25 protein-coding genes, 1 pseudogene and 1 riboswitch are annotated in these 26,485 nt (G+C 55.1%); of the genes and pseudogenes, 8 read left to right on the top strand and 18 right to left on the bottom strand.

All coding sequences use genetic code 11. The features are described 5' to 3' along the window. The first annotated feature begins 100 nt into the window (after nucleotides 1-100). The 4 genes from IDH45_RS21475 to IDH45_RS21490 all read left to right on the top strand — a co-directional run bounded on the left by IDH45_RS21475 (nucleotide 101) and on the right by IDH45_RS21490 (nucleotide 5,952). Nucleotides 101-1,906 (top strand): hypothetical protein, encoded by a 1,806-nt coding sequence (locus IDH45_RS21475; RefSeq protein WP_190930184.1) that lies wholly within the window; start codon nucleotides 101-103, stop codon nucleotides 1,904-1,906. 1,246 nt (nucleotides 1,907-3,152) lie between these two features. After that, nucleotides 3,153-4,235, top strand: coding sequence for a sialidase family protein (locus tag IDH45_RS21480; protein WP_190930185.1), 1,083 nt, complete (start codon nucleotides 3,153-3,155; stop codon nucleotides 4,233-4,235). An 89-nt stretch (nucleotides 4,236-4,324) separates the two neighbouring features. Continuing rightward, nucleotides 4,325-4,909, top strand: coding sequence for a DNA-3-methyladenine glycosylase I (locus tag IDH45_RS21485; RefSeq protein WP_190930186.1), 585 nt, complete (start codon nucleotides 4,325-4,327; stop codon nucleotides 4,907-4,909). A gap of 66 nt (nucleotides 4,910-4,975) precedes the next feature. After that, nucleotides 4,976-5,120: riboswitch (cyclic di-AMP (ydaO/yuaA leader) on the top strand. Nucleotides 5,121-5,127: 7 nt separating this feature from the next. Beyond that, nucleotides 5,128-5,952, top strand: coding sequence for a 3D domain-containing protein (locus tag IDH45_RS21490; protein ID WP_317891253.1), 825 nt, complete (start codon nucleotides 5,128-5,130; stop codon nucleotides 5,950-5,952). 12 nt (nucleotides 5,953-5,964) lie between these two features. On the opposite strand, the gene IDH45_RS21495 is transcribed toward IDH45_RS21490, so the two are convergent. Beyond that, nucleotides 5,965-6,984, bottom strand: a complete 1,020-nt coding sequence (locus IDH45_RS21495; protein WP_190930187.1) for a polysaccharide deacetylase family protein — start codon at nucleotides 6,982-6,984, stop codon at nucleotides 5,965-5,967. Nucleotides 6,985-7,038: 54 nt separating this feature from the next. Here IDH45_RS21495 and IDH45_RS35035 point away from each other — a divergent pair, with 54 nt between their 5' ends. Continuing rightward, nucleotides 7,039-7,647, top strand: a complete 609-nt coding sequence (locus tag IDH45_RS35035; RefSeq protein ID WP_190930188.1) for a DnaJ family domain-containing protein — start codon at nucleotides 7,039-7,041, stop codon at nucleotides 7,645-7,647. 74 nt (nucleotides 7,648-7,721) lie between these two features. Here IDH45_RS35035 and IDH45_RS21505 read toward each other — a convergent pair whose 3' ends face one another. From IDH45_RS21505 to IDH45_RS21520, 4 genes are all read right to left on the bottom strand, one after another. Then, nucleotides 7,722-8,237 (bottom strand): acyl-CoA thioesterase, encoded by a 516-nt coding sequence (locus tag IDH45_RS21505; protein WP_317891254.1) that lies wholly within the window; start codon nucleotides 8,235-8,237, stop codon nucleotides 7,722-7,724. A gap of 253 nt (nucleotides 8,238-8,490) precedes the next feature. Then, a complete protein-coding gene (locus tag IDH45_RS21510) occupies nucleotides 8,491-8,925 on the bottom strand; it encodes a chemotaxis protein CheW (RefSeq protein WP_317891255.1) in 435 nt (144 codons plus the stop codon). 22 nt (nucleotides 8,926-8,947) lie between these two features. Then, nucleotides 8,948-10,537 carry a methyl-accepting chemotaxis protein gene (locus IDH45_RS21515; RefSeq protein WP_190930191.1) on the bottom strand — a complete coding sequence of 530 codons (1,590 nt, stop codon included), beginning with the start codon at nucleotides 10,535-10,537 and terminating at the stop codon, nucleotides 8,948-8,950. Continuing rightward, nucleotides 10,534-11,220, bottom strand: a complete 687-nt coding sequence (locus tag IDH45_RS21520; RefSeq protein ID WP_190930192.1) for an HD-GYP domain-containing protein — start codon at nucleotides 11,218-11,220, stop codon at nucleotides 10,534-10,536. Before IDH45_RS21520 ends, IDH45_RS21515 begins: the two co-directional genes overlap by 4 nt. 316 nt (nucleotides 11,221-11,536) lie before the next feature. Between IDH45_RS21520 and IDH45_RS21525 the strand changes: the two genes are divergently transcribed. Beyond that, nucleotides 11,537-12,100, top strand: a complete 564-nt coding sequence (locus IDH45_RS21525) for a site-specific integrase (protein WP_190930193.1) — start codon at nucleotides 11,537-11,539, stop codon at nucleotides 12,098-12,100. 592 nt (nucleotides 12,101-12,692) lie between these two features. Here the strand turns inward: IDH45_RS21525 and IDH45_RS21530 are convergent. The 7 genes from IDH45_RS21530 to IDH45_RS21560 all read right to left on the bottom strand — a co-directional run bounded on the left by IDH45_RS21530 (nucleotide 12,693) and on the right by IDH45_RS21560 (nucleotide 19,590). Beyond that, the gene (locus IDH45_RS21530; protein ID WP_190930194.1) at nucleotides 12,693-13,211 is read right to left on the bottom strand and encodes a Ger(x)C family spore germination C-terminal domain-containing protein; all 519 of its coding nucleotides are present in this window, start codon (nucleotides 13,209-13,211) and stop codon (nucleotides 12,693-12,695) included. Then, on the bottom strand, nucleotides 13,180-13,521 hold the full coding sequence (locus tag IDH45_RS21535) for a Ger(x)C family spore germination protein (RefSeq protein WP_449583250.1): 342 nt from the start codon (nucleotides 13,519-13,521) through the stop codon (nucleotides 13,180-13,182). Before IDH45_RS21535 ends, IDH45_RS21530 begins: the two co-directional genes overlap by 32 nt. After that, the gene (locus IDH45_RS21540) at nucleotides 13,511-13,948 is read right to left on the bottom strand and encodes a hypothetical protein (RefSeq protein ID WP_190930196.1); all 438 of its coding nucleotides are present in this window, start codon (nucleotides 13,946-13,948) and stop codon (nucleotides 13,511-13,513) included. Before IDH45_RS21540 ends, IDH45_RS21535 begins: the two co-directional genes overlap by 11 nt. Nucleotides 13,949-14,143: 195 nt before the next feature. Continuing rightward, on the bottom strand, nucleotides 14,144-15,625 hold the full coding sequence (locus IDH45_RS21545; protein WP_190930197.1) for a sensor histidine kinase: 1,482 nt from the start codon (nucleotides 15,623-15,625) through the stop codon (nucleotides 14,144-14,146). Then, complete coding sequence (locus IDH45_RS21550; protein WP_190930198.1) at nucleotides 15,622-16,305, bottom strand: response regulator transcription factor; 684 nt, start codon at nucleotides 16,303-16,305, stop codon at nucleotides 15,622-15,624. Before IDH45_RS21550 ends, IDH45_RS21545 begins: the two co-directional genes overlap by 4 nt. 326 nt (nucleotides 16,306-16,631) lie before the next feature. Further along, entirely contained in the window at nucleotides 16,632-18,872 is a 2,241-nt protein-coding gene (locus tag IDH45_RS21555) for a YhgE/Pip domain-containing protein (protein WP_190930199.1), read from the bottom strand. A 142-nt stretch (nucleotides 18,873-19,014) separates the two neighbouring features. Next, nucleotides 19,015-19,590 (bottom strand): TetR/AcrR family transcriptional regulator, encoded by a 576-nt coding sequence (locus IDH45_RS21560; RefSeq protein ID WP_190930200.1) that lies wholly within the window; start codon nucleotides 19,588-19,590, stop codon nucleotides 19,015-19,017. Nucleotides 19,591-20,278: 688 nt separating this feature from the next. Here IDH45_RS21560 and IDH45_RS21565 point away from each other — a divergent pair. Further along, on the top strand, nucleotides 20,279-20,689 hold the full coding sequence (locus IDH45_RS21565) for a hypothetical protein (RefSeq protein WP_190930201.1): 411 nt from the start codon (nucleotides 20,279-20,281) through the stop codon (nucleotides 20,687-20,689). A gap of 520 nt (nucleotides 20,690-21,209) precedes the next feature. On the opposite strand, the gene IDH45_RS21570 is transcribed toward IDH45_RS21565, so the two are convergent. Next, complete coding sequence (locus tag IDH45_RS21570; protein WP_190930202.1) at nucleotides 21,210-21,422, bottom strand: cold-shock protein; 213 nt, start codon at nucleotides 21,420-21,422, stop codon at nucleotides 21,210-21,212. 164 nt (nucleotides 21,423-21,586) lie between these two features. Beyond that, a complete protein-coding gene (locus IDH45_RS21575) occupies nucleotides 21,587-21,787 on the bottom strand; it encodes a cold-shock protein (protein ID WP_040951936.1) in 201 nt (66 codons plus the stop codon). 313 nt (nucleotides 21,788-22,100) lie between these two features. Between IDH45_RS21575 and IDH45_RS21580 the strand changes: the two genes are divergently transcribed. Beyond that, nucleotides 22,101-22,397 (top strand): hypothetical protein, encoded by a 297-nt coding sequence (locus tag IDH45_RS21580; protein ID WP_190930203.1) that lies wholly within the window; start codon nucleotides 22,101-22,103, stop codon nucleotides 22,395-22,397. 275 nt (nucleotides 22,398-22,672) lie between these two features. Here the strand turns inward: IDH45_RS21580 and IDH45_RS21585 are convergent, their stop codons facing one another. The 4 genes and pseudogenes from IDH45_RS21585 to IDH45_RS21600 form a co-directional block, all read right to left on the bottom strand. Continuing rightward, nucleotides 22,673-24,367 carry a methyl-accepting chemotaxis protein gene (locus IDH45_RS21585; RefSeq protein WP_190930204.1) on the bottom strand — a complete coding sequence of 565 codons (1,695 nt, stop codon included), beginning with the start codon at nucleotides 24,365-24,367 and terminating at the stop codon, nucleotides 22,673-22,675. A 290-nt stretch (nucleotides 24,368-24,657) separates the two neighbouring features. Then, nucleotides 24,658-24,873, bottom strand: coding sequence for a DUF2536 family protein (locus IDH45_RS21590; RefSeq protein ID WP_190930205.1), 216 nt, complete (start codon nucleotides 24,871-24,873; stop codon nucleotides 24,658-24,660). A 36-nt stretch (nucleotides 24,874-24,909) separates the two neighbouring features. Next, the gene (locus IDH45_RS21595; RefSeq protein WP_190930206.1) at nucleotides 24,910-25,884 is read right to left on the bottom strand and encodes a diaminopimelate dehydrogenase; all 975 of its coding nucleotides are present in this window, start codon (nucleotides 25,882-25,884) and stop codon (nucleotides 24,910-24,912) included. A 225-nt stretch (nucleotides 25,885-26,109) separates the two neighbouring features. Beyond that, nucleotides 26,110-26,373 (bottom strand): annotated as a pseudogene (locus IDH45_RS21600) (helix-turn-helix domain-containing protein); the annotation flags it as partial. Nucleotides 26,374-26,485 lie beyond the last annotated feature (112 nt).

A 26,485-nucleotide genomic window follows, 5' to 3' on the forward strand; every position in this document is an offset into this window, starting at 1 on the left:
GGCAGCCATCCGTACGGCGCCGCCGGGCTTGCGAAGCCGGCCGGCGCTGTTTCGGCCGTTTGACGGCAGCCGTTCTAGCTCATAGGAGGGGGAATCGAAGATGGAACGCCCTATCGAAGCCGGCGACATGGCAACGCTGAGCCGAATGCACGAGATGCTTAGGCAGTATGTGCCAGTCATCCGGCGCTGGACGACCCCGGACGGCAGACTGCCCGACCCGTTCGAGACCGTATACAGCGAAAATTACGCGCCTGCCAACGCCGCTGCGGTGCTCGCCTCCGTATGCAGCACCCGATCTTCTCAGGAAACTTCGAACTCGCTCAGTATAATGCTGGAGCGGACCGTGCAACTGCTGGGCGACAAGCAAGGGGTTAACCCGTTTTGCCGCGTCTTTTTGTACCATTACGGTCTGATGGCGCTGCTGCTCGCACCAGAAGCCGATCGCTCCAGGCTGATTGGCCGGTTCGGGCCGGATCTGGCAGCTTACGAGGACGACTGTGCCGTCGTGAACACGAATTGCGCCGCGCTTCAATGGGCGATGGAGCTGTTCACCGGCGCTCTCGGCCTGCGTGCCGTCGATTATGCGCTTCTCTCCCACCGGCTCAAATTTATCGCGGATGCGCAGCTGGAATCGGGCTTTATCAACGACGAGGTCAACGAAACGCACAGCCATGACGGCATGCCGATCGCTTACCACGCGTTCACGCTGTTCCTGCTTACCGGCGCGATAGCCGTAATCGAGCGTTGGCCGGACGAGTGGCTTGTATCCCGCCGTGAAGCGGAATCGATCATCCGCTGCGGAATGGATTGGCTTCGTCATGCGATCACGCCGGACGGCTCGTTCGCCATGGTCGAGCGCAGCAGCTACCAGACGTTTACCTGGGGCGCGCTCGTCGCCCTGCTCGCTTATTCTTCCGGCGAATCCGGAGACGAATACGGCGCGGCCGCCCGGGACGCCTTCCGCAGCTGGCTGCCGTACGCCCATGAGGACGGCACCTACGGCTGCACCCCGAACGTCCTGCCGCATTCGCTGCGGGTCGGTTACGAGACGTACACTCACCTCAATATGTACAATTTGCTCGGTTTGACCGGCATTGCCGTTGCGGTGAGGCTGCTGGAGCGGGGCGTTCGGCTGCCGGACGGAGACGATTCCGCAGCTACCGGGGATTCGCACGGGCTTGACAACGAGGCAGGAGACCTGGCAGGCTTGCAGGCCGGCGCCGAATCGTTCGTCGACAAGCATAGCGGGTACGCTTTTTACAGGGGCGAACCCGGAGGCGCGAATTTCTTCGGCTGTACGCTCCGGATGCATAACCGCAAGTACGCTCCGGCGATGCAAGGGTTCCACTTCCGCCTGGCCGGACAGCGGCTTCCGCTCGCCGAGCCGCGTCTGCCCGAGTATCAAGAGGTGAGCGACCGGGCTCTCCGGGACGGCGTATGGGAAGGATTCGCCGTGACGGACGAGAGCGGCGTCCTGCATATTCCTGCGGCGACAGACAACGTCGAGATTCGTCCGTCGGACGACGGGTTTACGATGACGCTGGAGACCGGTGTGCTCCGCTGCGAGAAAACGATCGCCGTCTCCGATTCCGGCATCGAATGGAGTTATGCCCTGACGGCACGCCAGCCGCTGCGTTCGTGCCAGCATGTCGTTCCTCTCCTCGTTCACGATGGACGGCACGCCCTGGAGATCGCTTCGCTAGACGGCGGCGGACTGCGGCTTCGTTTTGCCGGGCGGATGTACCTGCTCGAATGCCCCGAAGCGGTCTCGCTGGACATGGACCTGCATCGTTCCCTGCTGTCCGTCAGCGGAGTATCCGCCCAGGCGCGCGCCGTCGTGGCCGGTCCCCTGCAAGCGGGAGACACGGTGCGGTGGACGACATCCCTGCGTCCCGTCACTTTTTAAGCCCGCCGCTCGATCTCAGCCGGCTTCCGGCCCGATGTACCTTCGAATTCCGCGAGGAGTTCGAAGGTTTTTATTTTGGATCAATCTGTTCAAAAAATTGGACCGTATGTATAATGGAAGAAGAGGAAACTTCAATCTTTTACATCCTTGTGTGTTACCGATAACTCTTATCTTCCTTCAAACCGTTAGGCGAGTATTCGTTTTTAACGAAGGTTTTTTACGAAGCCGCTCCCCTTCGGCTCTCGCAAGACAGGTTGCCTCTCGCGCAATGGTGTTATACAAGGAGGGAATGGTTCGTTTCAATACCCACCCCTTATCGTGCCAGCAAGTGTCGCAGCCCTTCATCATGGGAGCTCGACCTGATGCGCCCGCTTATAAGGTCTAGGAACCGTATAAGCGGGCACATAAGAGCGGTTTGTACCCTTTATTTTGTCCGAAAACCCGCTTGGACACGGAATAAGAGCGGTTTGAGGTTTGAGACTGCTAAAATCGGCGAAAAAGTAGCACACTCCATCAGTTGGATGAAATAAGAAGTGCAAACCGCCTTTATTTACCTCAAACATCCCAAAACGCCGAAAATAGAGGGTGCCGGAGACTCTTATCAGCGGGTTCACATCCCGAAGGATGAAACTCCAAAAAATCACGACCTTCCTTCACCAACCGCATGGACTTCCTTCGACGCCTTTTGTTTTCATCTTGCTGCCGTGCCGCCCTGGACATCTTATTCGGTCAGCTAGCCCGCACGCGTTTCGTATCAGCGAAGCCGAACATGATCGACTCGCAACACATCTGTTTACAGGCCGCGTCTGCTGTCGAATTGTACTCTTACTCTCACCAACGAAACGGCTGGAGCGAGGGTACCTGTTCCCCTTCGCTTACAAACGTGTGGGTCTGCACCTCAAGGGGCCGTTCAGATGCCTGCCCCGGAAGGTTTTAGGTTAGACTTCAAGCTTTAAACTTACTTCAAGCTCTAAACTTCCAAGCTTTAAACTTCCTTCAAACATTAAACTAACTGCAAGTCTTAAACTTCAATCTTCAAAACTTCACACCCGCTTTCGGTCTCCATCCAGAGCACGAACCTCATCACTCGAATTCCACTCCAGACTCAATCACCTACAGTTGAGGCTGCGCGCTTCGACGAACCTTTTCGCCGGCGGACGGATGGAACGCCGTCGCTCTCTCGCCTGACTCACGCAGCAATCGAACCTGCACGCAACCTAATCGTATCAAACAGGAGGAACTGCCGATGAATTACTGGAAACCGGTCAAGCCGGACGGACTGGAGCATGTCGTCATTTACAGAAACGATAACGAGTTTTGTTCGTGGCCGTTTAATGCGGGGATGTGGAAAATAGCCGAAGACGACATCCTGGTCGGCTTCATGAACATCGCCTGCGACTACTCGGTGCCCGGCAATCTGAAGCACGACCGGATAGAGACGTACAGCCGGATCGCAGCCGTTCGCACCCGGGACGGGGGACGCACATGGACCGCCGCAACGGAAATCGCCGATAATTACAGGCTCGGCGAGAAACTGCTGTACGGCCGCAAGCACGAAATCACCGAGGGAAGCGATTTTGACGATCCTCACGTGCTGCTCGCTTGCTGGAGCACGCCCAATTCCGGCTCCGATCAGGCCCGCGCATGGGTCAAACTGTCGCGCGACGGCGGCGTTACTTGGGGAGAAGCCAGCATGCTGCCGGACTGCGGCATTCCCCGCTACCAGGGACGGCCCTCCTATATCGTACGCCCTGACGGAGTTATTTTGCTCTTTTTGACCGCAAGACCGAAGACGAATCCTCATGACCGTCCGGTCGTATTCGCCTCGTTTGACAACGGCTGTAATTGGAGCCTTGTATCCCTTATGCCCGGCAGCCAGGAATACCGCGTCATCTGCCCATCTCCGGTCCTGATGCCGGATGGGACGATTCTCGTTGCAGTCCGGTGCAAACCGGCAATGATCGCCGCCTGGAACGAGCTGTACGCTTCCGACGACGGAGGATTAACGTGGCGATTTATTAACCGCATCAACGATCATGGGGACGTTGTACACTTATCGCTCCTCGCTAACGAGTGTTTGTTCGCGGTCTGTGGCTACAGGCGTCCGCCGTACGGCATCCGGGCGCGTGTAAGCGAAGACGGGGGTGCGACGTGGGGGCAAGAGCTGATTCTGCGCGATGACGGCGGCAGCCGGGATCTCGGTTACCCGCGCGCCGTCGAGGTGCGTCCGGGGGAAGTGCTGGCCTCCTACTACTTTCACGGTGCAGACGATCCGGGCAGTCACATGGACGCGACCCGTTATATCGCAGGAACGATACTAAGACCCTGAGCCCGCCGTCGGGATAGGAATTTCGCCTTCAGAGGCATCCTCCGTTATACTGGAAGGACTGGGTGGAAACCTAAGGAGGCGATTTTCTCATGCAGGAACCTTTGAAACGCTGCGGCTGGGTCACAGACAGCCCGCTCTACCGGGATTACCACGACCGGGAATGGGGCGTGCCTGTTCACGACGATCACGCCCTGTTCGAGCGGCTCGTGCTGGAGGGCGCTCAAGCCGGCCTTAGCTGGTACACGATTCTGCGCAAGCGGGAACAGTACCGCGAAGCGTTCGACCGGTTCGATCCGGTACAAGTGGCTGAATATGACGACCGCAAAATAGAGGAACTGATGACCAACGAAGGCATCGTGCGCAACCGGGCCAAAATCGCGTCCGCCGTTCGCAACGCCCGATGCTTCCTTCAGGTTCAGCAGGAGTTCGGCAGCTTCGACGCTTACATCTGGCAATTTGTCGGAGGGCATCCGATCCGCAACCGCTGGGAAAGTCTGCAGGAGGTGCCCGCCTCCACCCCCATCTCGGAAGCGATGAGTAAAGATTTAAAAAAGCGCGGCTTTACCTTCGTCGGCCCGACGATTTGCTACGCACTCATGCAGGCAACCGGGATGGTGCAGGACCATGTGACGAGCTGTTTTCGGCACGGCGAAATTGCAACTGGCAAATTTTGAGGCTTTCCCCTTCCGTCCGACATATGTTAGCCTTCTACAAGAAGCCGAAACTTCAAAACTGCGAAGTTTTACCATTCGCCGTTTCCATAAGTGCGGGGGATTATCATCAAGCGGACAAGTCCGCTCCGGGGTGAATCGCGTTTCTGCGCGTAGGGTTGTATCCTCAGCCCGAATCCGACAACTAACCTCGTAGGCCGTCAAAAGGAGAGATGCCGTTCGTGAAGTACTTACCCTGGAAGCACGCTTTGCTTGCGGGCAGTTTCGCTTTGTTCGCCCTATCCGGAACCGGATCGTCAGCAACCGCAGGGGGGCGTCCCTACGACCCGGCCTTGATGCCGATGCTGGCTCCGTTTGTTTTTCAGACTCATTTATTTGCAGATGGCGGGACGTTGTCTCCCTCCGCATATCCGGCAAAAGGAATCGTGACGGTCTTGGCCTCAGCGGAACCAGCGGCTGCCGAACTCGCAGAGACGGTTCAGCAGGCTGCAGAACAGCAGCCCCAGGCGGCTCCCGCAGCATCTGCTGCAGTTGCCAGCGCACCCGCCAAGCCGAAGGCCGCCGCTTCAGCCGCATCCGATACAGCGAAGAAAGCGCAACCAAACCAAGCCAAAAAGGCAGCTCCGGCCGCAGTCCAACCGAAAGCCGCAACCGAAGCGAAAGCTGCAGACAAGCAGTTCTCGACGAACCAGCAGGTCGTCACGGTGTCGGGCAAAGAGATTAAACCTGCCAAAACCATCGCCGCAGTCGCCTCCGCTTATACAGGCAGCGCGGAGGAAAACGGCGGTTATGCCGGACTCGATTATTTCGGCAATACGCTGAAGGTCGGCACCATTGCCGTAGACCCTAAAGTGATTCCGCTAGGATCGACCGTATACGTCACCGGTTATACGTTCGACGGTTTGCCGGCCGGAGGCATGATGGCGGTAGCTTCCGACACCGGCGGCTCGATCAAGGGCAACCGGATCGACATCTTCGTGCCGAGTTCGGGCGAGCAAGCCAAATTGTTCGGTTACCAGAATGTAACGGTGTATGTCGTCGACTAGCAGTCGGCGGCATTATTTGCTTTTGGGCAGCTTCAGCAGTTCGGGAACCGTGACCAGCCCGTAGCCTTGCTCTCTCAGCTTCGCTATGATGCCGGGCAGCGCTTTGACGGTGCCGGACAAGTCTTGACTGTCTCCCCCGGCCGAATGCTGCAAAACGATCGCTCCAGCCTTCGTATGGCCAAGGATATTGCCTAACACTTGCTGTTCCCCGAGGTTTTTCCAATCAAGCGAATCGACGTTCCAGTTGACGATGACGTATCCTCTGTTTTTGGCCCACTGCAGCTCATCTTCATTGATCGCTCCATAAGGAGGACGCACCAGCTTGGGCCGGTAACCGGCGAGCCGGTTCAGCACTTCCTCCGCCTTCTTGATTTCCGAAGCAAATTCGTCCACCGTCAATTTGGTAAACTGCGGATGGCGGTACGAATGGTTGCCGATCGCATGACCTTCCCGCACGATCCGCTTTACGATATCCGGATGCTCCTCCGCCTTTTTGCCCAGCAGGAAAAAGGTTGCCTTCACGCCATTGGCCTTCAATACATCAAGCACTTGCGGCGTAAAGCGTAAATCGGGACCGTCGTCGAACGTCAGCGCGATCCGGGGCTCCTTCGCTGCGCCGCTTACCTTGAACCAGTCCGGGTACTTGGCTCTCAGCTCCGAGAGCGACAGCTTCCGTCCGGACGAGCTTTGCTGCGCGCTTACCGCCGGAGCTTTGGGCGGTGCTTTCGGCTTGGCGCTCGGCTTCGGCTTGGCTCGCGTCTCCTGATGCGGGGGAACTGCCGGCGGCTCCTGCTTGATCTCGATCGGCTTCGCCTTGGGCGAAACGGATACCGTATCGGACATCCTCTGCTCCCGCTCGGCCGTTTGCGCCATCAGCTCCGTAAGTTCCTCCGTCCTAACGATGCTGTGCGGAACGTCCGACGCATAGTCCCTCGGGGCCGGTACAGCCGGATTATTTTCTCCCGAACGCCCCGCGTTCCAGCAGCCGGACGCCAGCAGACAGCATACCGCGATTGCGGTCATCCGCTTCATAAGGCATTCCCCTTCCGTTTTAACGTTAGTATGAAGGTTCGGGGAACGATTTATGTGCCGGAACGCAGGAGCGGTCTCCTGCAAAATGTGGACGCGTCGGTTACCCGTCTTCCGCTTGACCCGGCCAAGCCAATCCGCTACGCTAGAACCAAACCGTTCTATATGAAAGCGGGGAATTACGCCATGTCGTCTTCTCGCAACAACCTTCCTGACGGTGGGGTTTATTCGGAACCTCCGCAGCGCCCGATCATCCCCTTGCCGGCCGATACGTTCGAAGACCGTCAAGTCGCCATCTTACATTACAGGCGGATGAACCACTGGCTTGATGAGGCGTTTGAGGAATGCAAGCGCAACGGCGGCTTCGATCACTTGCCCGGCAAAGGAAAACCGGTCGAGGTGCCGACCGAGGACGTGCTGCAGACGATACTGAAAAATGCCAAAGTTCCGCCCCCATGGATTATGCTGCGCAAAGATATTCAGGAATCGATCGAATATACGCTCGAGCTGCTGCAGACCCATCCGGATGAACCATCGATCGACGTCCATATTAAGGACATTAACAAAAAAATAACGCAGCTGAACATTCAGTCACCCAGCCTGTCGCTGCATCGACGCAAGGTGACGAGGGAAACGCTGGAAGCTGAATTCGAGAAGTGGAAGTAAACTTGTCCGCACACACCAACAAAGCCAGCAAGCCGTTTGAGGAAACGGTTTACTGGCTTTTGCTCGATATCCGGTCATTCCCAGGAATAGCTGGTCGTCAAAAAATCGGCGAACTTCTTGCTCTGCTCGCGGCGGTGGCGCCTCATATCCGCCCGTCCGTCTCCGGACTGGTGAAGCTGAATCTCCTCTTCGGATTCCGGCACGACCTGCGGCACGGGAATCGGCTTCTTGTTGTCGTCCAGCGCGACGAAGGTTAGAAAGGAGGTTGCGGCGATATGGCGTTCTCCGCTAAGGAGATCCTCGGTGATGACCTTGACGAACACTTCCATCGAGCTTCGGCCAGTCCAGGTTACATACGATTCCAGACATACGGAAGCGGTCATCGGGATCGGGGACAGGAAGTCCACCGAATCGGTAGACGCCGTTACCACAAAGCTGCGGCTATGCTTGGATGCGGCGATGGAGGCGATGTCGTCGATATGCGCCATCAGCTTGCCTCCGAACAGCGTATCGTAGTTATTCACGTCGGTCGGAAATACCCGGAACGTCTTGTAACATCTGGACTCTTTCGAGAAACGTTTCTCTACCACTTGATCACGCCTTTCCTTGCTGTCGGTCTCCACTAGGAGTAGGATACCCTAAAAACGGCTCCGCTTGTGTCATTATACCGCATTGGAAGCAAATAATACGATAACGTCACGGTTTCGCTCCCCTCGATAAAGGTTTGCCACAGCGGATACACGACCGGCACGTTCTAAAAATAAACAAGCACCGCTTCACCCCGAAGCAGCGCCTGCCGTTATGTTGTTTGTCCGGCCCTCCTTAGACAGCGCTCCACCGCCATTAATCCCGCAACAGCACTTCATCCAGGTTTAAAAGACCGACCAGTTCCCCTCCCCTGACTCCGATACCGGTAAAAAAAGCTCCGCTCAAATCGCCGACCCGCTCCGGCGGAGGCTGAACAACCGGGTACAGGGTCACCTTGTTGACCAAATCGACCCGCACCCCTACCGATTGCTCCCGATGCTTAATGACCACGATTCGCGTTGATTTGGTATCCGTATCGTCCGCCATGCCGAACAACCTGCGCAGCGAAATGACCGGCACCACGTGCCCGCGCAAATTAATGACACCTTTCACATACGGCTTCGAATGCGGAAGAGGCGTAATCGTCTGCAGCCTAATAATTTCATGGATGTGCTCGATGCGGATCGCATAGTTTTCCTCTCCTATGCGAAACTCGATATATTGCTCTTGCCGAACGGTAGCCACATTCACGCTCAAGCCTCCTAACGACAAATTAGCTGATCTTGAACACCGAGACGGACGTGTGCAGCTCATCCGCCAGCTGAGCCAGAGACTGGCACGTCGCAGCCGTCTCTTCGGAAGACGCCGCCGCTTCCTGACTGCCCGCCGCGATCGTCTCTACCGAGCTCATTACTTCCGTAGCCTGGGCCGACTGCTCCTCGCTTGCCGCGGCAATTTCATTCACTTTACCCGCTGTCGTATCGACCATGCTGGCAATCCGCTGGAACGCATCGCCCATTTTGACCGATTGCTCCGTACTGACGAGTACTGCGGAGACGCTTTGCTTCGTATTGTCCTGCATCGTCTTGATGATCGTCGAGATCTGCTTGGTCGCTTCGCTGCTTCGTTCCGCCAGCTTGCGAACCTCGTCGGCGACTACGGCGAAGCCTCTGCCCTGATCCCCCGCCCGGGCCGCTTCGATCGCCGCGTTCAGGGCAAGCAGATTGGTTTGATCGGCGATCTCGTCAATTACCTCGATAATATCTCCGATGCGCTGCGAATCCTCTTCGAGACGCGACATTTTTTCATTCACCGCCTGCATCCCGGCGACGGACGCCTCCACCGCTTGACCGCCCTCGCTTGCGGTACGCACCGTGTCCGAGGACAGCTCGGCCGCTTGCTCCGCGCTGCGGGCCACGGAATGAATCGCGGACGTCAGTTCGCCGAACAGGTCGGTGATCGTTTGCGCCGATTGGGCCTGGCTGGAGCTGCTGCTTGCGATCTCTTCCGTACTCGCCGATATTTGCTCGGACGCCGCCGCCACGCTTTGGGACGATTGGACGATTCCGCCGATCAGTCTTTGCAGATTATGAATCATCTCGTTAAGCGAGCCGGCCAATTGGCCGATCTCATCGCGCGTATCGATCTCGGATTGCTCCCGTAGGTCACCCTCCGCGACTTTCGCAATGAGTTGCACCATCCGTCCCAGCGGATTCGCGATCGTCCGCGCTATGTAATAACCGAGCAAAATGCTGATCACAAAAGCCAAGATGATGACCGCAACCGTTACGTTGCGCGCCGATTGATAAGATTCGCCGGATTCCACATACGTCGCTCCGGCAATCTCTACGTTCATGTCGATCAGCTTCGTCAGATGCGTTCTCATTTTCGTCCCGACCGGGTTCAGTTCCTCCAGCTGAAATTTGCGGAACGCTTCCCAGTCGTTTTGATACGTAATTTGGCGAGCCTGATCGAACAGCTTATCGTAAGCGGCGTATGCCGTATCGAACGCTTTCAGTTCGTCCTGCTCCTCTTTTGTAACGGCAACTTTCCGGTAAGATTCGATCTTGTCGACGAACTCTTTTTTGTATTCGTCGATTTCCCGGGACAGCTGATCCAACTGTGATTTGTCGGTCGTCGTGCTCATTTCCCGGATGGCTACACGCATCTGCTGATAGCTGATCTGCGCGGCCGACAGGTCTCGTACCGAGACGAGATTGTTGTTGTACACTTCCCGGACGTTTCCGTTTAACATACTCATATTGGATAAGGCATACATACCTACGGCCGCCAGCAAAACCGCAACCGTTACAAAAGCGGAAATCAGTTTAACGGATGTTTTCAAGTTCAGGAACCATCTCATTGTCCACTTCTCCTCCATGCTGTAGCATTCATTTGCGCCTCGTGAACATTTGTCTCCAAATTCCGCTTCCATCTCGAAGAACCCGGAAAGGGATACGTCTCGCAAAATTCAGTCGCCGCCCGAAATGACTCGAAAGGCACATTCAAAAACAATTCGACCGCGTCCGGATCGAATTGTGTGCCGCTTTGCCTGCGCAGCTCCTCTTTGGCCTGCTCGACAGACAACCCTCTGCGGTAGGGCCGATTCGACACCATCGTGTCGAAGGCGTCGATCACCGAGCATACCCGCGCCCATTCGGGAATCTCGCTTCCTTTCAAACCATGCGGATACCCCAGACCGTCCCATCGCTCGTGATGATATTGCACGATATCGGCTACAGGAGGGTGCATGTAGCCGTTGATATGAAGCAGTCTCATCCCGATTTCCGGATGTCTTCTCATGCTTCTCCACTCCTCGGAGGTCAGAACGGTCGGCTTGTGTAAAATCTCAAGCGGAATCATCCGTTTCCCGATGTCGTGAATGCAGCAGCCCGCGACAAAAGCTTCCTTCTCTTCTTCCGTCCACCCCGATACATGGGCGGCTACAATCCGCGCCAGATGCCCGACCCGCAAGCTGTGCTCGTAGGTCATCCGGTCGCCTTTGTCCAAGAAACGGCGCAGACAATCCTCCATTATGCTCTTCACCGGAACTCTACTCCTTTACGTCCAGAAGCCGGAGCCGGCCTTTCGCCTTTAGACGTAAGAGCTGCTGTACCAGGCCGGAATGCTTGATCCATCAAAGCAAGGTCCCTCCTTTATCAACATATTTACTATCCGTAACGAACTCCGCTTTCCTCAAATAGAACAAAATACCCATTTTGTTAGATCTGAAACCCTAAGTCTAAAGGCTCATTTCCCTTGTGGGAGTAAGGAACGTTGCAATTTCGACAATAATCGCCGATAATCTTATATAACATTATGTTTCAAAATATTGTATTTAATCTAACTAACGGAGACTCTCATGACCAACAGACGAGGTGCCAATGCCGTAGAACCGATACGCGACTTGGAGCAAATCCAGCAAATCAAAGAATATTTGCTTCACCGGTCTTACCGGGATTATTTTTTATTTGTTTTCGGCATTAATTCGGGATTGCGGATCAGCGATATTTTGCCGTTGCGGGTTATGGATGTGAAGTATACGAAGCATCTGAAAGTTCGCGAGAAGAAGACGGGCAATGCACGTAAAACGATCATTACCGACACGCTCCGGAACGAAATTGAAAAGTACACGAAACGGTACGCAGACTCGGATTACTTGTTCCCGTCGAAGAAAGGAGGCGTTCCGATCAGCCGGATTCAGGCCTGGCATATTATTCATCAGGCCGCCAAAGCATGCCGGGTAGAAGGGGCGATCGGAACACATACATTGCGGAAAACGTTCGGATATCACTTCTATCAGAAGACGAAAGATGTGGCGATGCTGCAATACATATTTGGACATTCCAGTCCTTCCATCACACTGCGATATATCGGAATTAACGACGATATGGTGGACGAGGCATTGGAATCCTTTTCCTTATAGAACGAAAATTGTCTGACTATGTCGAAATTCTAAATGACAACTTGTTCCATAACCAGTATAATGATACTGTCTATGCCTTCCTCCTAACCTAACAAAATGGGTATTTTGTTCAGCAACAGTATTGGTATCCCCTAAACCGGTTGGCACCATTCGATCGGACCGCCTGTTTACCATCGAGCTATGTCGTGAATCCGGACATGAAACCGCTTTTCTATAGAAGAAATTCGAAGTTCTTTCGATAACTCGATCCGCCTTGATCTGACGCATACGAGTTGTGCCCCGCTGGTTTCCTAGCTGCGGGGCTTCTTTTATATGAGAACAAACAGAAGGATAAGAGCGATTTACACCTTTTAATCTTCATCTTTTGTCCCTACGTCAGGGAATAGAGACGGTTTGCACCTCTTATTTCAACAGTTTTACCGGAACTCGGGTACTTTTATGAGACTTAGAAGCTGGAAACCGCTCTTATTTTCTCTTCGATCCTGATAACTGACCAAATAAGAGTTATAAACCGCCTTTATGCTCTATCCAAGCCTCTGCCAAAAATTAAAGAGCCTCTCGGACTCACTCCTCCGGAAGGCTATTCTTCAAACTAATATTGATTTTTCGGCTGCTTCGTAATCCGGTACATCCCCGAGTGCAGCAAGTCGACGCTCACCTCTATAGATCCGAGCGTATAATCCTCGAGCGGAGTCGTGCCGTTATGCGTCAGCCTGCTCCAGACCGGAAAATGTTGACGGTACAGCTCATGGTTGAGGTGAAACAAATCCAGCCCCTTCTCCCGGCCATGCTCGAACGTTTGCCGGATCTGCGAGCTTACCGCTTTGATCGTCTCCTGTTCGATTTCTTGTTCCGTCATCCCCTCCAGCAACTCGGCGATCGTAGCCGTACAGCTGAATCGGACCGAAAACCGGTTGCTGCCGCCCTGCTCGTCAAACCGGATATCCGCCCGGATATTCTCGATCGACATCGACACCGACGGCTGCCCGTCTTTGCTGATCACCAGATCGCCCCGTCTCGAATGGGCCTCCATCCAGCGAAGCCCAGTCAGCTCCGAATCTTTGACGAAGACCGGATCATTATGCTGAGAGAGGAAATAAATCCCCGCCACCACCAGCTTCGTATCGGCCGTCGATCGCCAGCATCGGCAGCAGCAAACTATTGCCGGGCTCGCGGAGTTGCGAGACCATCTTATGCAGCCGGAGCGGACGAATAAAAGAGCGCTGCCGGTAGTTGTCTTCCGGCTGGTGCAGAATCGATGCGAGCGGGGACAAATTAAAGAAAGGCGTGACCGTAAACAACCGGTCGATCGGTTCGTTCGTGCCATACACCCACTGCGTATACCGGATTTCGCGGAAACGGATCAATCCCTCCAAATACTGAAGGGCGCCGTGTTTTAAAGCCTCCTGGCTAAAGACGATCGACGATACTTGTCCCCAACACGCGCTGCTGCGACGTCTTGTACAGCCGGTTCATCGCATCGACGACGGTAATGCCCTCCTCCTTGCCCGACCACACGTTTCCGGTTGCACCGCCTTTGGAAAAGTCAGGCTTCGATACGTTGGAGAAGTCGAGCAGTTGGGCGTATACGACATATTTGCCGTCCCAGGTGATCGTATCCAGAAGCGACACAAATCCGACGATGGCGAAATAAACGATCAGGACGAATCGAAGTAGGGCACCGGGAACGATCCCGTACCGTTGGTGCAGCCAGTCGGTCAGCTTCTTCCGGTCGGTCGTGCGGATCGTGACATACAGCGGCGCTACCCATAGCAAAGCAGGCAGTATGGCGGCGGCCGCGCCGATCCAGGAATCTCTTTTGGCTGTCGAGAGCAGGACGGGAATCAACAGGACGTGATTGGAAATACCGATAAACGCATCGATTCTCTCCCGTATGGCAGGCTGGTCTTGGTAGATTCAAGTTATCTTTTGTAAGCGGGTCGCTTCTTATACCAAAATCCGGATACGTCAAAAAGAGCCGGAGAAACGTCCATATCGCTTCGCGCAATACGAACCGTCCTTCGGCTCTATCCGTTCCCAAGCTTATTCCGGCGTCCCGCTACGGGGAAGCCGGACGGTAAAGGTGCTCCCCGCTCCAGACGCGCTCCAGGCGTGAATCGTCCCACTGTGAGCGTCCACAATCGACTTCGTGATGGCAAGACCGAGTCCCGCCCCGCCCGACTTGCGGGTACGCGACGATTCCCCCCGGTAGAAGCGGTCGAACACATACGGGAGATGCTCCTCGAGAATACCCGGGCCGTTATCCGCTACGGCAAGCTCAACCCCGTCTTCCGTCCCGGTTAAAGTCACCCTGATGCGGCCCGACTTCGGATCGGTATGCTGGACCGCGTTCTGGAACAGGTTCAGCACCACCTGCTTGATCTTGTCCGTGTCGTACCGGCATTTCGCTGCGGATTCGATCCGGAGCACGACCTCCCGTTCGCCTGCCAGCAGCCGCAGCTGGGACTCCATCTCTGTCAGCAGCCGGCCCAGATCGCCTTCGCTCCATACGACGGAAGGCGCGCGGTCCAGCTTGGCGAGCAGCAGCAGATCGTGGACCAGCTTGTTGATTCGCTCCGATTCGCCGTACATGCTCGTCAGCGCTTTCTCCAGTTGGTTCGGTTGATACATCGCTCCGCGCAGCAGCACCTCGAGAAAGCCGTGAATCGACGTAAGCGGCGTCCGCAGCTCATGAGAAGCGTCCGCGACGAACCGCCGCATCTGTTCCTTGGCCTCCTTCTCCGCAAGGAAGGAAGCCTCCAGCCTCTCCAGCATGCCGTTAAACGACACGGCCAGCCGATCGATCTCCTGCTGGCCTTGCCGGGAAGGGAACCGTTCGTCGAGATTGCCGGCGTCGATCCGTTCCACGGTATCCACGATTTTGGACAAAGGAACGAGCGTCCGACGCAATACGGGAATAAAGGCAAGCAGGCCAAGCAGCAGCGCAAGCAAGGAGAGCGCGGAGAACACGAAGAGCTGATTAACCGCGACGTCGTGGAGCGGCGCCGTACTCATGCTTAGCTGGGCGACGCCGAGGATGCGCCCCCGGGAATCGATCGGCTGCAGCACGACCAGTTGCTCGGCTCCTTGCGCATCGCGCATCACGGAATAGTGCAGCCCGTCCTTCGGCTTCGGCTTCAGCTTCATCGCTTCCTCGTATTCGGCATCCTCCAGCCTCGGCGGCTCACCGGCCTCCGGCCATCCGGACATATTGGTGAACGTGCCGGACGCATCGATGACGGCGAACGTCATATCCGGGAAGTACAGCATCGGCTTGCGTCCTCCCGGCCCTTCGTACCCCCAGTCCCCCGTGCTCAGAAGCACCTCCCGGGGAACCGAACGAAGCTGGCCCTGCATGCTTTCCGCTTTGTTTTTAAACAAAAACTCGCGCATGAACACGTACTGGAATAACCCGATAAACAGTAAAATGACGGCTATAACAAGCAAAGACCGGGCCAGCAGTTGGAACCGCAGCGAATGCGGCGTTAAAGCCCGGGGAAACCGGAACCGTCCCCGCTTCTTCATGTCACATCCACCCTGTAGCCCGCTCCCCGCAGCGTGCGGATGACCCGATGCTCCTTGTCTCCGAGCTTATCTCTCAAGGACCGGATGTACACCTCGACGATATTTTCCTCGCCGCCGAAATCGTACCCCCACACCTTGTCCAAAATCATACTTTTGCTAAGGACGAGCCCGTGATTGGTCACCAAAAATTTGAGCAGCTCGTATTCGGTAGGGGACAGCTCCAGCACTTTATCCGCGTAACTGATCTCTTTGCGGCGATCGTCGATCCGGAACGGCCCGGCAGCCACTTCGCCCAGCAGATTCGGGAACTGATTCCGCACCCTGGCATGGAGACGGGCGAGCAGCTCTTCGAAGCTGAACGGCTTGACGACATAGTCGTCGGCCCCGAGCGTCAGCCCTTTCACACGGTCGTCCACCTCGTCTTTGGCCGACAGCATAATGATCGCGACATTTTCCGACTTTTTCAGCATCTTGCACACCTCGAAGCCGTCCATCCCGGGCATCATCACGTCGAGAATGGCGACATGCGGCTGAAATTGTCTGGCGACCGTGATCGCGGTCATCCCGTCCTGTGCCGTCTGTACGTCGAAACCTTCGTTCGTCAGTCCCAGCTCCAGAAATTGCAATATATTCGGCTCGTCGTCGACAAGCAGCACTTTAATCCCCTTAAGCTGGCGCATCCTGGAAACCTCCCCAGTGTGTACTTCTTCTATTATCGCCCGCCACCCTGAAACGATGCTGAGCGGAACCTGAATGGCAACTGAACGTTTATGAGAGCATCCTTTGAGCCCTCTTGAGCCTGCTGCCGCTATTCACCTTCAAACAAGCGCATCGGGTGTGCAGCGCCGTTTTAACCGAGGTCTAGCTTTACGATACACGGAACCGTGGACCCGATCAAGAAATCATGCGCCGACATGCAAAAAAACTGCCGAAAAGCCTCTAATCAGGCTTAACCGGCAGTTTTCGTTTTTGTTACGAGTTCCTCCGGAACCGCTTCTGCATCCGGTCAGTTAGCACCAGCCGGGGTTGCCGCAGCCGTCTGCTTGCGGCGCTTCATTCTGCGGTGAGCCGCCGTGAAGTAGGCATACGTCATCGCCGCACACAGTACCGCGAACACGCCGAGCAGCGCCGCCTGCTTCCACATCGAGCCGAAGTCGCCGCTCGAGATGACATCCTTTAATCCGGCAACCGAATACGTCATCGGCAGCCAAGGCGTTACGTGCTGCAGCCATCCCGGGATCAGCTCCAGCGGGAATGTGCCGGCCGAGCTCGTCAGTTGGAAAATAAGCAGCACGATCGCGATAAACCGGCCCGGATTTTGCATCGTAGCGACCAGAAATTGAATGAGCATCATAAAGGTAATGCTAGTAATAATCGAGAACAGAAGGAACAGCGGAACGCTCTTCACTTCCAGGTTCAAAATAAGCAGCAGCGCCGCATCGGCGATCAGCGCCTGAATCGTGCCGACCAGGGCAAGCGTCAAAGCTTTGCTCCAGAACCAGCTGCGTCCGTTCACCGGAACGACGGCCGGCTCGCGAACCGAATACACGATCGTCAGCAGCAGCGCCCCTACGTACAAGCCGAGCGACAGGAAATAAGGGGCGAAGCCCGTGCCGTAGTTGGGCACCTCATTAACCTTCTGGACGTCCAGCCCTACCGGTTCGGTGAACATGTCGTACATCGAGTCGTTTACTTGAAGTCCTGACGTTTTGGCAGCCGCCTCGCCCAGCTTATCGGACAGCTCATGCGAACCGTCATCCAGCTGCAGCAGTCCCGAAGCGACCTGCCGGGCTCCGTTCTCCAGCTGGGTGGAGCCTTCTACGAACGGCCCGATGTTCGCAGCCAGCCGGTTCAGACCTTGCTGAAGCTCCGCAGCGCCTCCGGCCAGCTGCCCGGCTCCCGCCGCCAGCTCGGCTCCGCCGTTTTTGGCTTCGGCCAGCTTGGTACCGAACATCGTCATGCCTGCCGTCCACTCGCGGGCACCGGCCGACAGCTTTTGTCCTCCGGCGGCGAGTTGCTGCCCTCCGGCCTGCGCTTCCTTCAGCTTGCCGTCGAATGTCGCCATGCCGCTCTTCATCTGGTCCAGACCGGCGTGCAATTGCTCGGCTCCACCGCTTAGCTTCTGCTGCGCCGTCTTGGCTTCGGCCAGCCCCGCCGACAGCTGCTTGCTTGCCGCCAGCAGGCTTTGGAAGCTGGCGTCCTGCGCCAGTCGCGGGTCGGCCCCGGCGAGCTGCTCGAGGCCCTGCGCCAGCCCGGCCGCGCCTTCCTCCAGCTTCGCAGAGCCTGCAGCCGACTTCGCCAATCCCGCCGCGAGTCGGCCGGACGCCTGCTCCGTCTGCGCAGAGCTTCCCGACAGCTTGCCGCTTGCCTCGGCCAGCTGCGTCAGCCCGCCGCTCAGGCTCTCTGAGCCGGAGCGCAGCGATTCCGCGCCTTCGCCGATCGTGGCGGCGCCCGCGCCAAGTTCCTGACGGGCCGCGTCCAGCTTGGCGAGCCCGTCCGCCAGTCCGGCTGCGCCTTCGCCGAGCGCGGCGGCGCCGTTATTCAGCTGGCCGCCTCCCGCCTGGAGCAGGGAGACACCTTCCTTCAGCACGACCGAACCGCTGACGAGCTTATTCAGATTTTGCTCGATCTGCACCGCTCCGTCCTTCGCTTTCGTCGTGCCTTCGGCGAGCTTGCCTGCGCCGTCGCTCGCCTGGCCGATGCCGTCGACGAGCTGCTCCATTTGTCCGAATACCGTTCTAGCATAAGCTTCCGTCACTTCTTTATTCAGCAGAGCCTTCATCTTCTCTACCGCAGTATTGCCGATTTGCGACGCCAGGAAGTTATAGCTTTCGTTCGGGAGAAACGCCAGCTTCGCCGCCGCCGGATGATCGGAAGTGAGCGTCGTCGTTTTCTCCGAGAAATCTTCCGGAATTTCGATCGCCATATAATACGTATTGTTCTTCAGACCGGCGTCCGCTTCTTCCTTCGTTACGAACCGCCAGTCAAACTGCGGATTTTTCTTCAACTGCCCCTCGAACTCCTGACCGATCTGCAGCTGCTTGCCGTTAAACTCGGCGCCCTTGTCGGCATTAACGACAGCAACCGGCAGGTCGCTCAGCCGGCCGTACGGGTCCCAGAACGCTCCGAGAAACATCGCCGTATACAGCACCGGGATCATCAGCACCGCAATAACTGGAATCAACACCCTGCGGTTGCGCATAACGGCGGTCAGTTCTTTGCCGAACTGCTTCCAACTTTTAAACATCGTTCCCCACTCCTATAGCTGAATATATATAGTCGGACGAATTCATCCGTTTCACCCAATAAACCGACGCATTTTCCCATTTGGTCCGATTGACCGTTTTAGTCATTTGGTCATTTTGCGGGTAAAAAAAACGGCATCCGGCTTAGTCCGGAGCCAGTCCTTCCTGTAAGTAAAACCGAAGAAGCTCAGCCACACGCGTTTTGTCCAGCGGGGGGTGCGACTTCTTCCAGTCGGCCGTAAGCGCCATGAACAGCTTCAACATGACGAACGCAGTCATCTTTGGGTCGCACGGCTTGATCTCGCCTTTATCGACAGCCGCCTGCACCTGCTGCTGAATGTAGCCGACGACCGCTTTCTCGATCTGGTAGATGCCGTCCTGCGCCATCTGGGTCCCGATCTCCTTCACTTCCTGGGACAGCTTGATCGCCAGCTCATGCTCCTCACGAAAATCGAGCAGCTGATCGAGTACGAGGTTCAAGTTATCGAAAAACTTGCGGCCCGGATCGACCACCTCTTCGGCGACACGCTTCATCTCCCCGATCAGCCTGTTCATAATTTCCTGAAACAGCTCTTCCTTGTTCGAGAAAAACGTATAAATCGTTCCTTTGCCCACATTGGCGATCTTCGCAACCTGATCCATCGTAGTGCCTTTATAACCGAATAAAGCGAAAGACTTGGCCGCAGCATCGATGATCAATCTTCTCCGGTCAATAGACATCAGATTCACCTCCCGATTAATTGACCAAAATACCATTTTAGTCATTTCGTCAGAAATTATTCTATCACGCTCTTGCGCGGATGGCAAGAGGCACGTTTCAGCCTTTTACCGCCAAAACAGAAATAGCCCCATCTGCGGCACAGCAGACGAAGCTATTTCTTGAGTATTCGATTCACTGGTCTTTCGTCTTTCCTTTCATCCAACATGCTTGGCACGCTTTATTTTTCCAATCCTTTACCTTTCCCGTTCAGAAGATTGTGCTGCAATTCCTTTACAATCCGGTCGGTTGATCCAATTGGTTCCCGATTCTCTGAGATCCCGCATACCGTGACGATTACGGATAAGCTCGTCAGCTTCCCTTGGATTGTAACCGATGCACGATTATGCTTCGCTTACCTTCTTCATTGGACTATCCCCTCTCCGTGTTGTACCCTCATTATACTTGCCTGCACATGTTGTGTAAATATTCTGATTTTTCTGTTATCTAGATTTTGTCCAGGTTTATCTCGGGTTTCCTTAGGCATTCGCCGGAATTTACAATTTTTTAACGTTTTTCTCCTTTTCGTTCGAACGTCCGAACTTGAGTCCCGAATGGCCCAAAAACTTTTTTTGCAACTAATCCCCCGCTCAAACGTATGAATAAGAGAGTATGCCTTTTTTGTGAAAAAGAGAAAAGAGGATGCATCATATGAATCCGAAGCAAATCATCATAGCCGGTACAATCGCTATCGTCATATCCATAAGCACTGTCTTTCAAAATGAAGAAGCCAATGCCTCCTTAGGCCTGCCCGGTCAAGCGGATAGCGTCCATACCCGGGATTCCTCGCGTCCGGAGATCGGCGCCTCGCTGCAGCATGTGCTCGGCGGGTTGTCGGACGAGGAGATTCACGACGCCCTGTACAACGGCCGCACGCTGGCCGACCTCGCCGAGGAGCAGCGTGTGGATGTGGAGGACGTCATCGATCTCCAGGTCGCCGAACTATCCCAGCAGCTCACGTCGCGCCTGACCAGCGGCAGCATAACCGCCGAACAGTACGAGACGCATCAGGCCGAGCTGCGCGAGATGATTACAAAAAGCGTACACGGCTTGTCCGGCTAACCGAGAAACGCCGACCTCCTCCAAGGGGTCGGCGTTTCTCTTGATCGATCAGAACGTTTCATCATCGCACTAGTGCAGGGACGGGGCCTCCTTCCTTGCCGAGTCGGCAAGGGGCGCTAATCGTCCGTCGCCGGGCAGCCTCGTTTGGAGCTTCTGCCCTGGTTCAAGCAGGGATGGAACTGAATAAGAGCGGTTCGTACCCTTTATTTTGTCCGAAACCCCGCTGGGACACGGAATAAGAGCGGTTTGCGGCTGTTATTATCCGGGAAAAGGGTGCAGACGCGATAAGTTGGTGGAAATAAGGGGTGCAAACCGCCTCTATTCGTGCCAGTCCGCCCAACATGCCCAACATAGAATATGCCAAAGACTTCTATTTTGCTCAGAGCCCGCGTGCATACGTTTTGACGAAGGTGAACATAACCTGCACACAATAAATGAGGGGAACGGAAGCAGGCAGGGCGGCTTTGCCAAATGCAAAAAACCCGACCTCGTGCGGCCGGGTTTCTTCATGAATCTCCATTTATTTTTTGGATGAATTGGGGCTTGTGTTCGCGATCACGGTAATCATCTTTTCGGTTTTCGCCATGGCGGATTGACATTGGGGACAAATCGGCTGATTCGAAAAGGAGAAGTTATCTCGAATCCAACCGTTACACTTATCGTTCGTGCAAGACCATACGAGCGTTAGCTCCTGTGGAATTTCGTCCAGCGGCTTTCTGCGTGAATAGTACATGACGTCCCTCTTTTCCCTCTAATAGTGATCCATCGCCAGTATGGGAAGCTTCGGTTCCCACTCATTAAGCTCGCTTTGACAAGTCACCGCTATCGAGCTACAGACCGCAATTAAGTAATAAAGCCCCAAACACAAAGGTCTGGGGCTTTATGGGTTCGTGCTTCTTACAGTTTAACTACGTTTTCAGCTTGTGGTCCGCGGTTGCCTTGAACAACGTTGAACTCAACGCGTTGGCCTTCGTCCAGCGATTTGAAGCCGTCGCCAACGATTGCGCTGAAGTGAACGAATACGTCGTTTCCGCCTTCAACTTCGATGAAGCCGAAACCTTTCTCTGCGTTAAACCATTTAACTGTTCCTGTTTGCATATTGAATTACCTCCTAAATAAATTACATGACCTTTATTTTGCTTTAAAATAAAAAATCACATATTGGACAAGGTTATTCACAGAAAATAATAACCCTCTACAATATGTGAGTTCAGGTCAAAATTTCAGTATCTGTATCATAGCATAACCGATTTCAAAAAGCAAATCCGATTTATCGCCGCTCCCAAAACGAATGTAAAAACGACAAATCGTTGGCAGTTGGCAAAATCTATAGACAAAAGCCCGACAATGAAAATATGATGGTACCATACCTAGATTTTACATGACCCATGTCCTACAGGAGGCTACAGCTATGCGTAAAGAACATACCGTTTACTTTAAAATTTTCCGTAAGGACGAAACCAAGCTGCTGCGCGGACTTATTTATTTGGAATCCGGTGCGCAGCCTACGCTCCAGGATTTCGAACAATGCTTGAAGGCTTGCGGCCATAATGTGCGCATCGAAGATACGGAAAAATTCATTTTTAGAGCGACAGAAGCCGGTGAAGAGTATGTGATCGACGTGCTGGAGGATTATGAGAAAACGAACCGGGACCTTCATGTTGAAAGTTTGGCCAAAACCTTTATCAAAAACGACATTCCCCTTTAAAAGGTTGTTCAAAAAGTCCACTTTTGATCACGAAGCAGATACAGGAAGCCTACTCGACATCGAATATGGAATTCAGCCGGAACTTCCGGTGCTCACGTAGCTTTCACTACGCTACGCTCCTCATTTCCTAGCATCATCCCATCTTCTCGGTGCTGAAAACCGGACTTTTTGATCTCGTACTTAAAGGTTACCCATGTCCCGGTTCGCCTATCGGATCTTTCGTAATAAGAATTCAGCCGGCTGGACCGATCTCAGAACGGTTTTCCGCAGCCTGCCTACGCCTTAAACTTGCCCACCAGCCGCTCGAGCTGCCCCGTCATCCCGTTCATCGCCTCCAAGGACCGCGAGATCTCATCCATCGATGCAAGCTGCTCCTCCGAGGCGGCAGCCGCTTCCTCGATGCCGGAGGCGGATTGTCTGGCGATTCTGGCAATTTCCGTGATGGAGGCGGCGATCTGCTCCGTTCCGGCCGACAATTGCTCGGACGCGGCCGATACTTCCTCGATCTGGGCCGTTACGTCCTTCGTCGAGGCTACGATGCTGGCAAACGTACGGCCGGCCTGCTCCACCCGATCGACGCTGATGCGGACCTCCTCCAGCCCTTGCGTCATCTTGGCCGCAGCGCCTGTCGTAGCCGTCTGCATCCGTTCGATCAGCCCGGTGATCTGCTCCGCCTGCACGCCGGCCTGCTCGGCCAGCTTGCGCACCTCGGCAGCAACGACGGCGAAGCCTTTCCCGTGCTCCCCGGCTCTAGCCGCTTCTATGGCCGCATTCAAGGCCAGCAAATTCGTTTGCGAGGAGATGCCTTTAATTACTGCGGCTATCTGCTCCACCTCCGCGGAGAGCCGGGTCAGCTCACGGATGGCTTCGGATACGTCCGCGATGGACCGGCTCATAACCTCCATCTGGGTGACGGCGGTTTGGACCGAGTCGTTGCCCGCGTCAGCCTGCCGGACCATCTCGCCGGAGGCTTCATTCACGTAGGAAGCCGATTCGGCGATCCTCTGAATGCCTGACGCCATCTCTTCCATCGCCCTCGCGCTTTCATCCGCGGCCTGGACCTGAACTTCCGCACCGGAAGCCATGCCTTGCATCGTATCGGTAATATCGGTGGCGGATGCCTTGGTCTGCTCGGCGCTGGCAGCGAGCTGAGCAGAATAGCCGGCTACTTGCCCGACCGCCTGGCGAATATGTCCGATCAACTCGCGCAAACTGTCGATCATTCCCTGAACTGAGCCGTTCAGCTTGCCGATCTCGTCCTTCGAGCGCAGCGGGTCGGTCTTCGCCTGCAAATCACCGGACGCCACCTGGGCGGTTATGCCGGCCAGCCTCGTAAGCGGCCTCGTAAACTTGCCGCTGCCGAACCAGACCAAGACGACCAGCACGATTACACCGAGCAAGCCCGCTGTGATCATGTGGCGGAGAAAGCCGTGCTGCGCCTCCTCGAAGATCCGGTTCGGGATGCCGATGAACAAAATGCCGATGGCCTCACCTTTTCCGTCCAGGATCGGCTCATAGACCGCCTGATAATCCGCCCCCACAACTTGAGCGAGGCCGAGAAACCTCCCCTTCTCCACTAACGTCTTCCGCCTCACTTCATCCGACACTTTCGTGCCTACCGCCCGCTTGCCGTCTACCGTCACATTGGTCGAGACGCGGGTATCGCCGAGAAATACCGTCACCGCCGCCTCGTTGCCCAGCAGCTTGGCAAGCTTGTCGACGAATACGAAGTTGTCGTTCAGCAGCGTATGCCCTTTATATAAACCACCGTCCTTCTCGCTCCATTCTCCGGGGACGTCCTCCTGCAGCAGCACTTTGCCGATCTCGAGATCCGCTTCGAGCTGCTTGGTCACAATCCCGACGACTTCCCGGTTCATCGAAATCGACGCATAACCCGACAGCGCTACGATGCCAAGCGCAACGATGACGGAGTAAATCAGTACAATTTTCCAGCGAATGCTTAGATTCATGGCTGCACCTCTAGTCTCAAAACTGATGGCCTTTGAAGGAATATATACCAAAACACGTTTCGTTCACAGGTATTTATTAGGAAATACGCACGATGTTCGGAGTTTCGACACACAATTCATTCCGGGACGCTTCGGCGTAAGAGCGGACCCACTCGGACAAACTCCCTCGTCAGCCGCGGCCGATGGCCTTGCATGACTTGCGCAGCTGCACAAAAAGACGCATGCGCTGCTGCGCATACGTCTCTTGTGCCCCTCCTCAGGCCCGTCCCGGGTTCCGGGCGGCGCTGGCGCTAGGGCAACTGCTTGACCGCAAAATGCACGACAGCGGTGTACAGCATCTTGTCGGCTTGCGGGTGAAACGTCGCCTGATGCTGAACCGACTTGACGTCCAGCAGCAGCGCCTTGTTATTCTGAATCTGCTCCTCGATCTTCCTCTCCAGCGTACGAAGATCGAAAGCTTCGAAAAATTCGATTTTGGTCTCGATCCGTTCCACGATAAAGCTCATGCGCCGCACCTCCCTCCGTTTACCGGCCGAGAAGCTTTACAGCAGCTCTTGGCGAAGCTGAGCCCCCGATTTTGGAGACAAATAGCTGAACGGAATATCGAATACCGTCTTCGCCCCGATAAAGCCTTCCTTCGCATAACGGTGGATCGCTCTCGCGTAAGCGACCAGCACGCTGCCCGTAAATTCGGGGTTGCTGTCCAGCTTCAGGCCGAATTCGATGATCTGCTTGCTGCTCTCGCCGGTTTTGCCGCTGCGGAATACGAGGCCGCCGTGCGGCATGGCCGAATGATTCTGCTTCAGTTCCTCTTCGCCGATGAAGTGAACCCGCGTCTCGTAATCGGCAAAGTAGTTAGGCATCGTCGTAATCTCGCGTTCGATCCGCGCCAAGTCTTCGCCCGGCTCCGCCACGACGAAGCATTCTCTTAAGTGCTTCTCCCGGGTGGACAGCTCCGGATTTTCCCCGTCTCTGACCCGTTGGACGGCCTCGTCGCTAGGAATCGTATACTGCACGCCGGCCTTCACGCCCGCTATGCGGCGGATCGCGTCGGAATGTCCTTGGGAAACCCCTTTCCCCCAGAACGTGTAGTCGGTTCCTTCCGGCAAAACCGCTTCAGCGAGCAGCCGGTTCAGCGAGAACAAGCCCGGGTCCCATCCGGTGGAGATGACGCTGGCGTGTCCGCCTTTGCGGGCCGCTCCGTCAACGGCGTCGAAATACTCGGGGATTTTCGCATGGCGGTCGAAGCTGTCTACGGTGTTAAACATGGACGCGAGGAACGGCCCCTGCTCCGGCAAATCCGTAGCGGAACCCCCGCACAAGATCATAACGTCCACTTTCCCGATATAGCTCTCGATCTCGGACATATGAACCATCTGAACGGAAGACTGGATGCCTTCGGGCTGACGTCTTGTGAAGATTGCAACAAGCTCCATATCCGGGTTTTGCGCGATCGAACTTTGCACACCGCGGCCCAGATTGCCGTAACCTACAATGCCTACTCTGATCTTTTCCACGAAAATACCTCCATCGTATGTATACCGTATAGTGGTTTAAGTATAGCAAACTTGGCCCAACTTTGAACCTCTCATGACTAAAGTCACGAGATTCTTGGGTAGTCCCTTCTAACGAAGAGAAGCTCACCAAGCTAACCCTGTCGTTCCGACAGTTCGTGTAAGGATTACACAGCAAGAAGTCCTTTGCCTTCGGCAAGAATATTCAGGCTACAGCCACTACGATGCGGACTGTACAGGATTCTTTTTACTCTTAAACTTTGGCGCATCGTTTTGTTTTTTGAAAAAGCGATTGTATGCGTCACTCAAATTCCTCCGTGCATTTTGTAAAGAAAATTTGTCCGGTTCTTTCAACCAGTCTATTTCTTGTTTTAGTTTTGTGAGTTCAGCAGAACATGCTCCATAAGATAAGCCTTTTCCTGTCTCTTTATAGGTGTCACTCCATAGGGCTAGAAAACGATTATACACAAATCGAGCGCATCCAATCGTCTTCCAAAAATCCCCTCCCCACAACCTCTTTTTAATCTCAGGAAACTCTTTAAAGTGCGAGTTCAAAAAGTCCGGTTTTCAGCACCGAGAAGATGGGATGAAGCTAGGAAATGAG

This window comes from Paenibacillus oceani (assembly GCF_014705615.1).
Lineage (GTDB): Bacteria > Bacillota > Bacilli > Paenibacillales > NBRC-103111 > Paenibacillus_AB > Paenibacillus_AB oceani.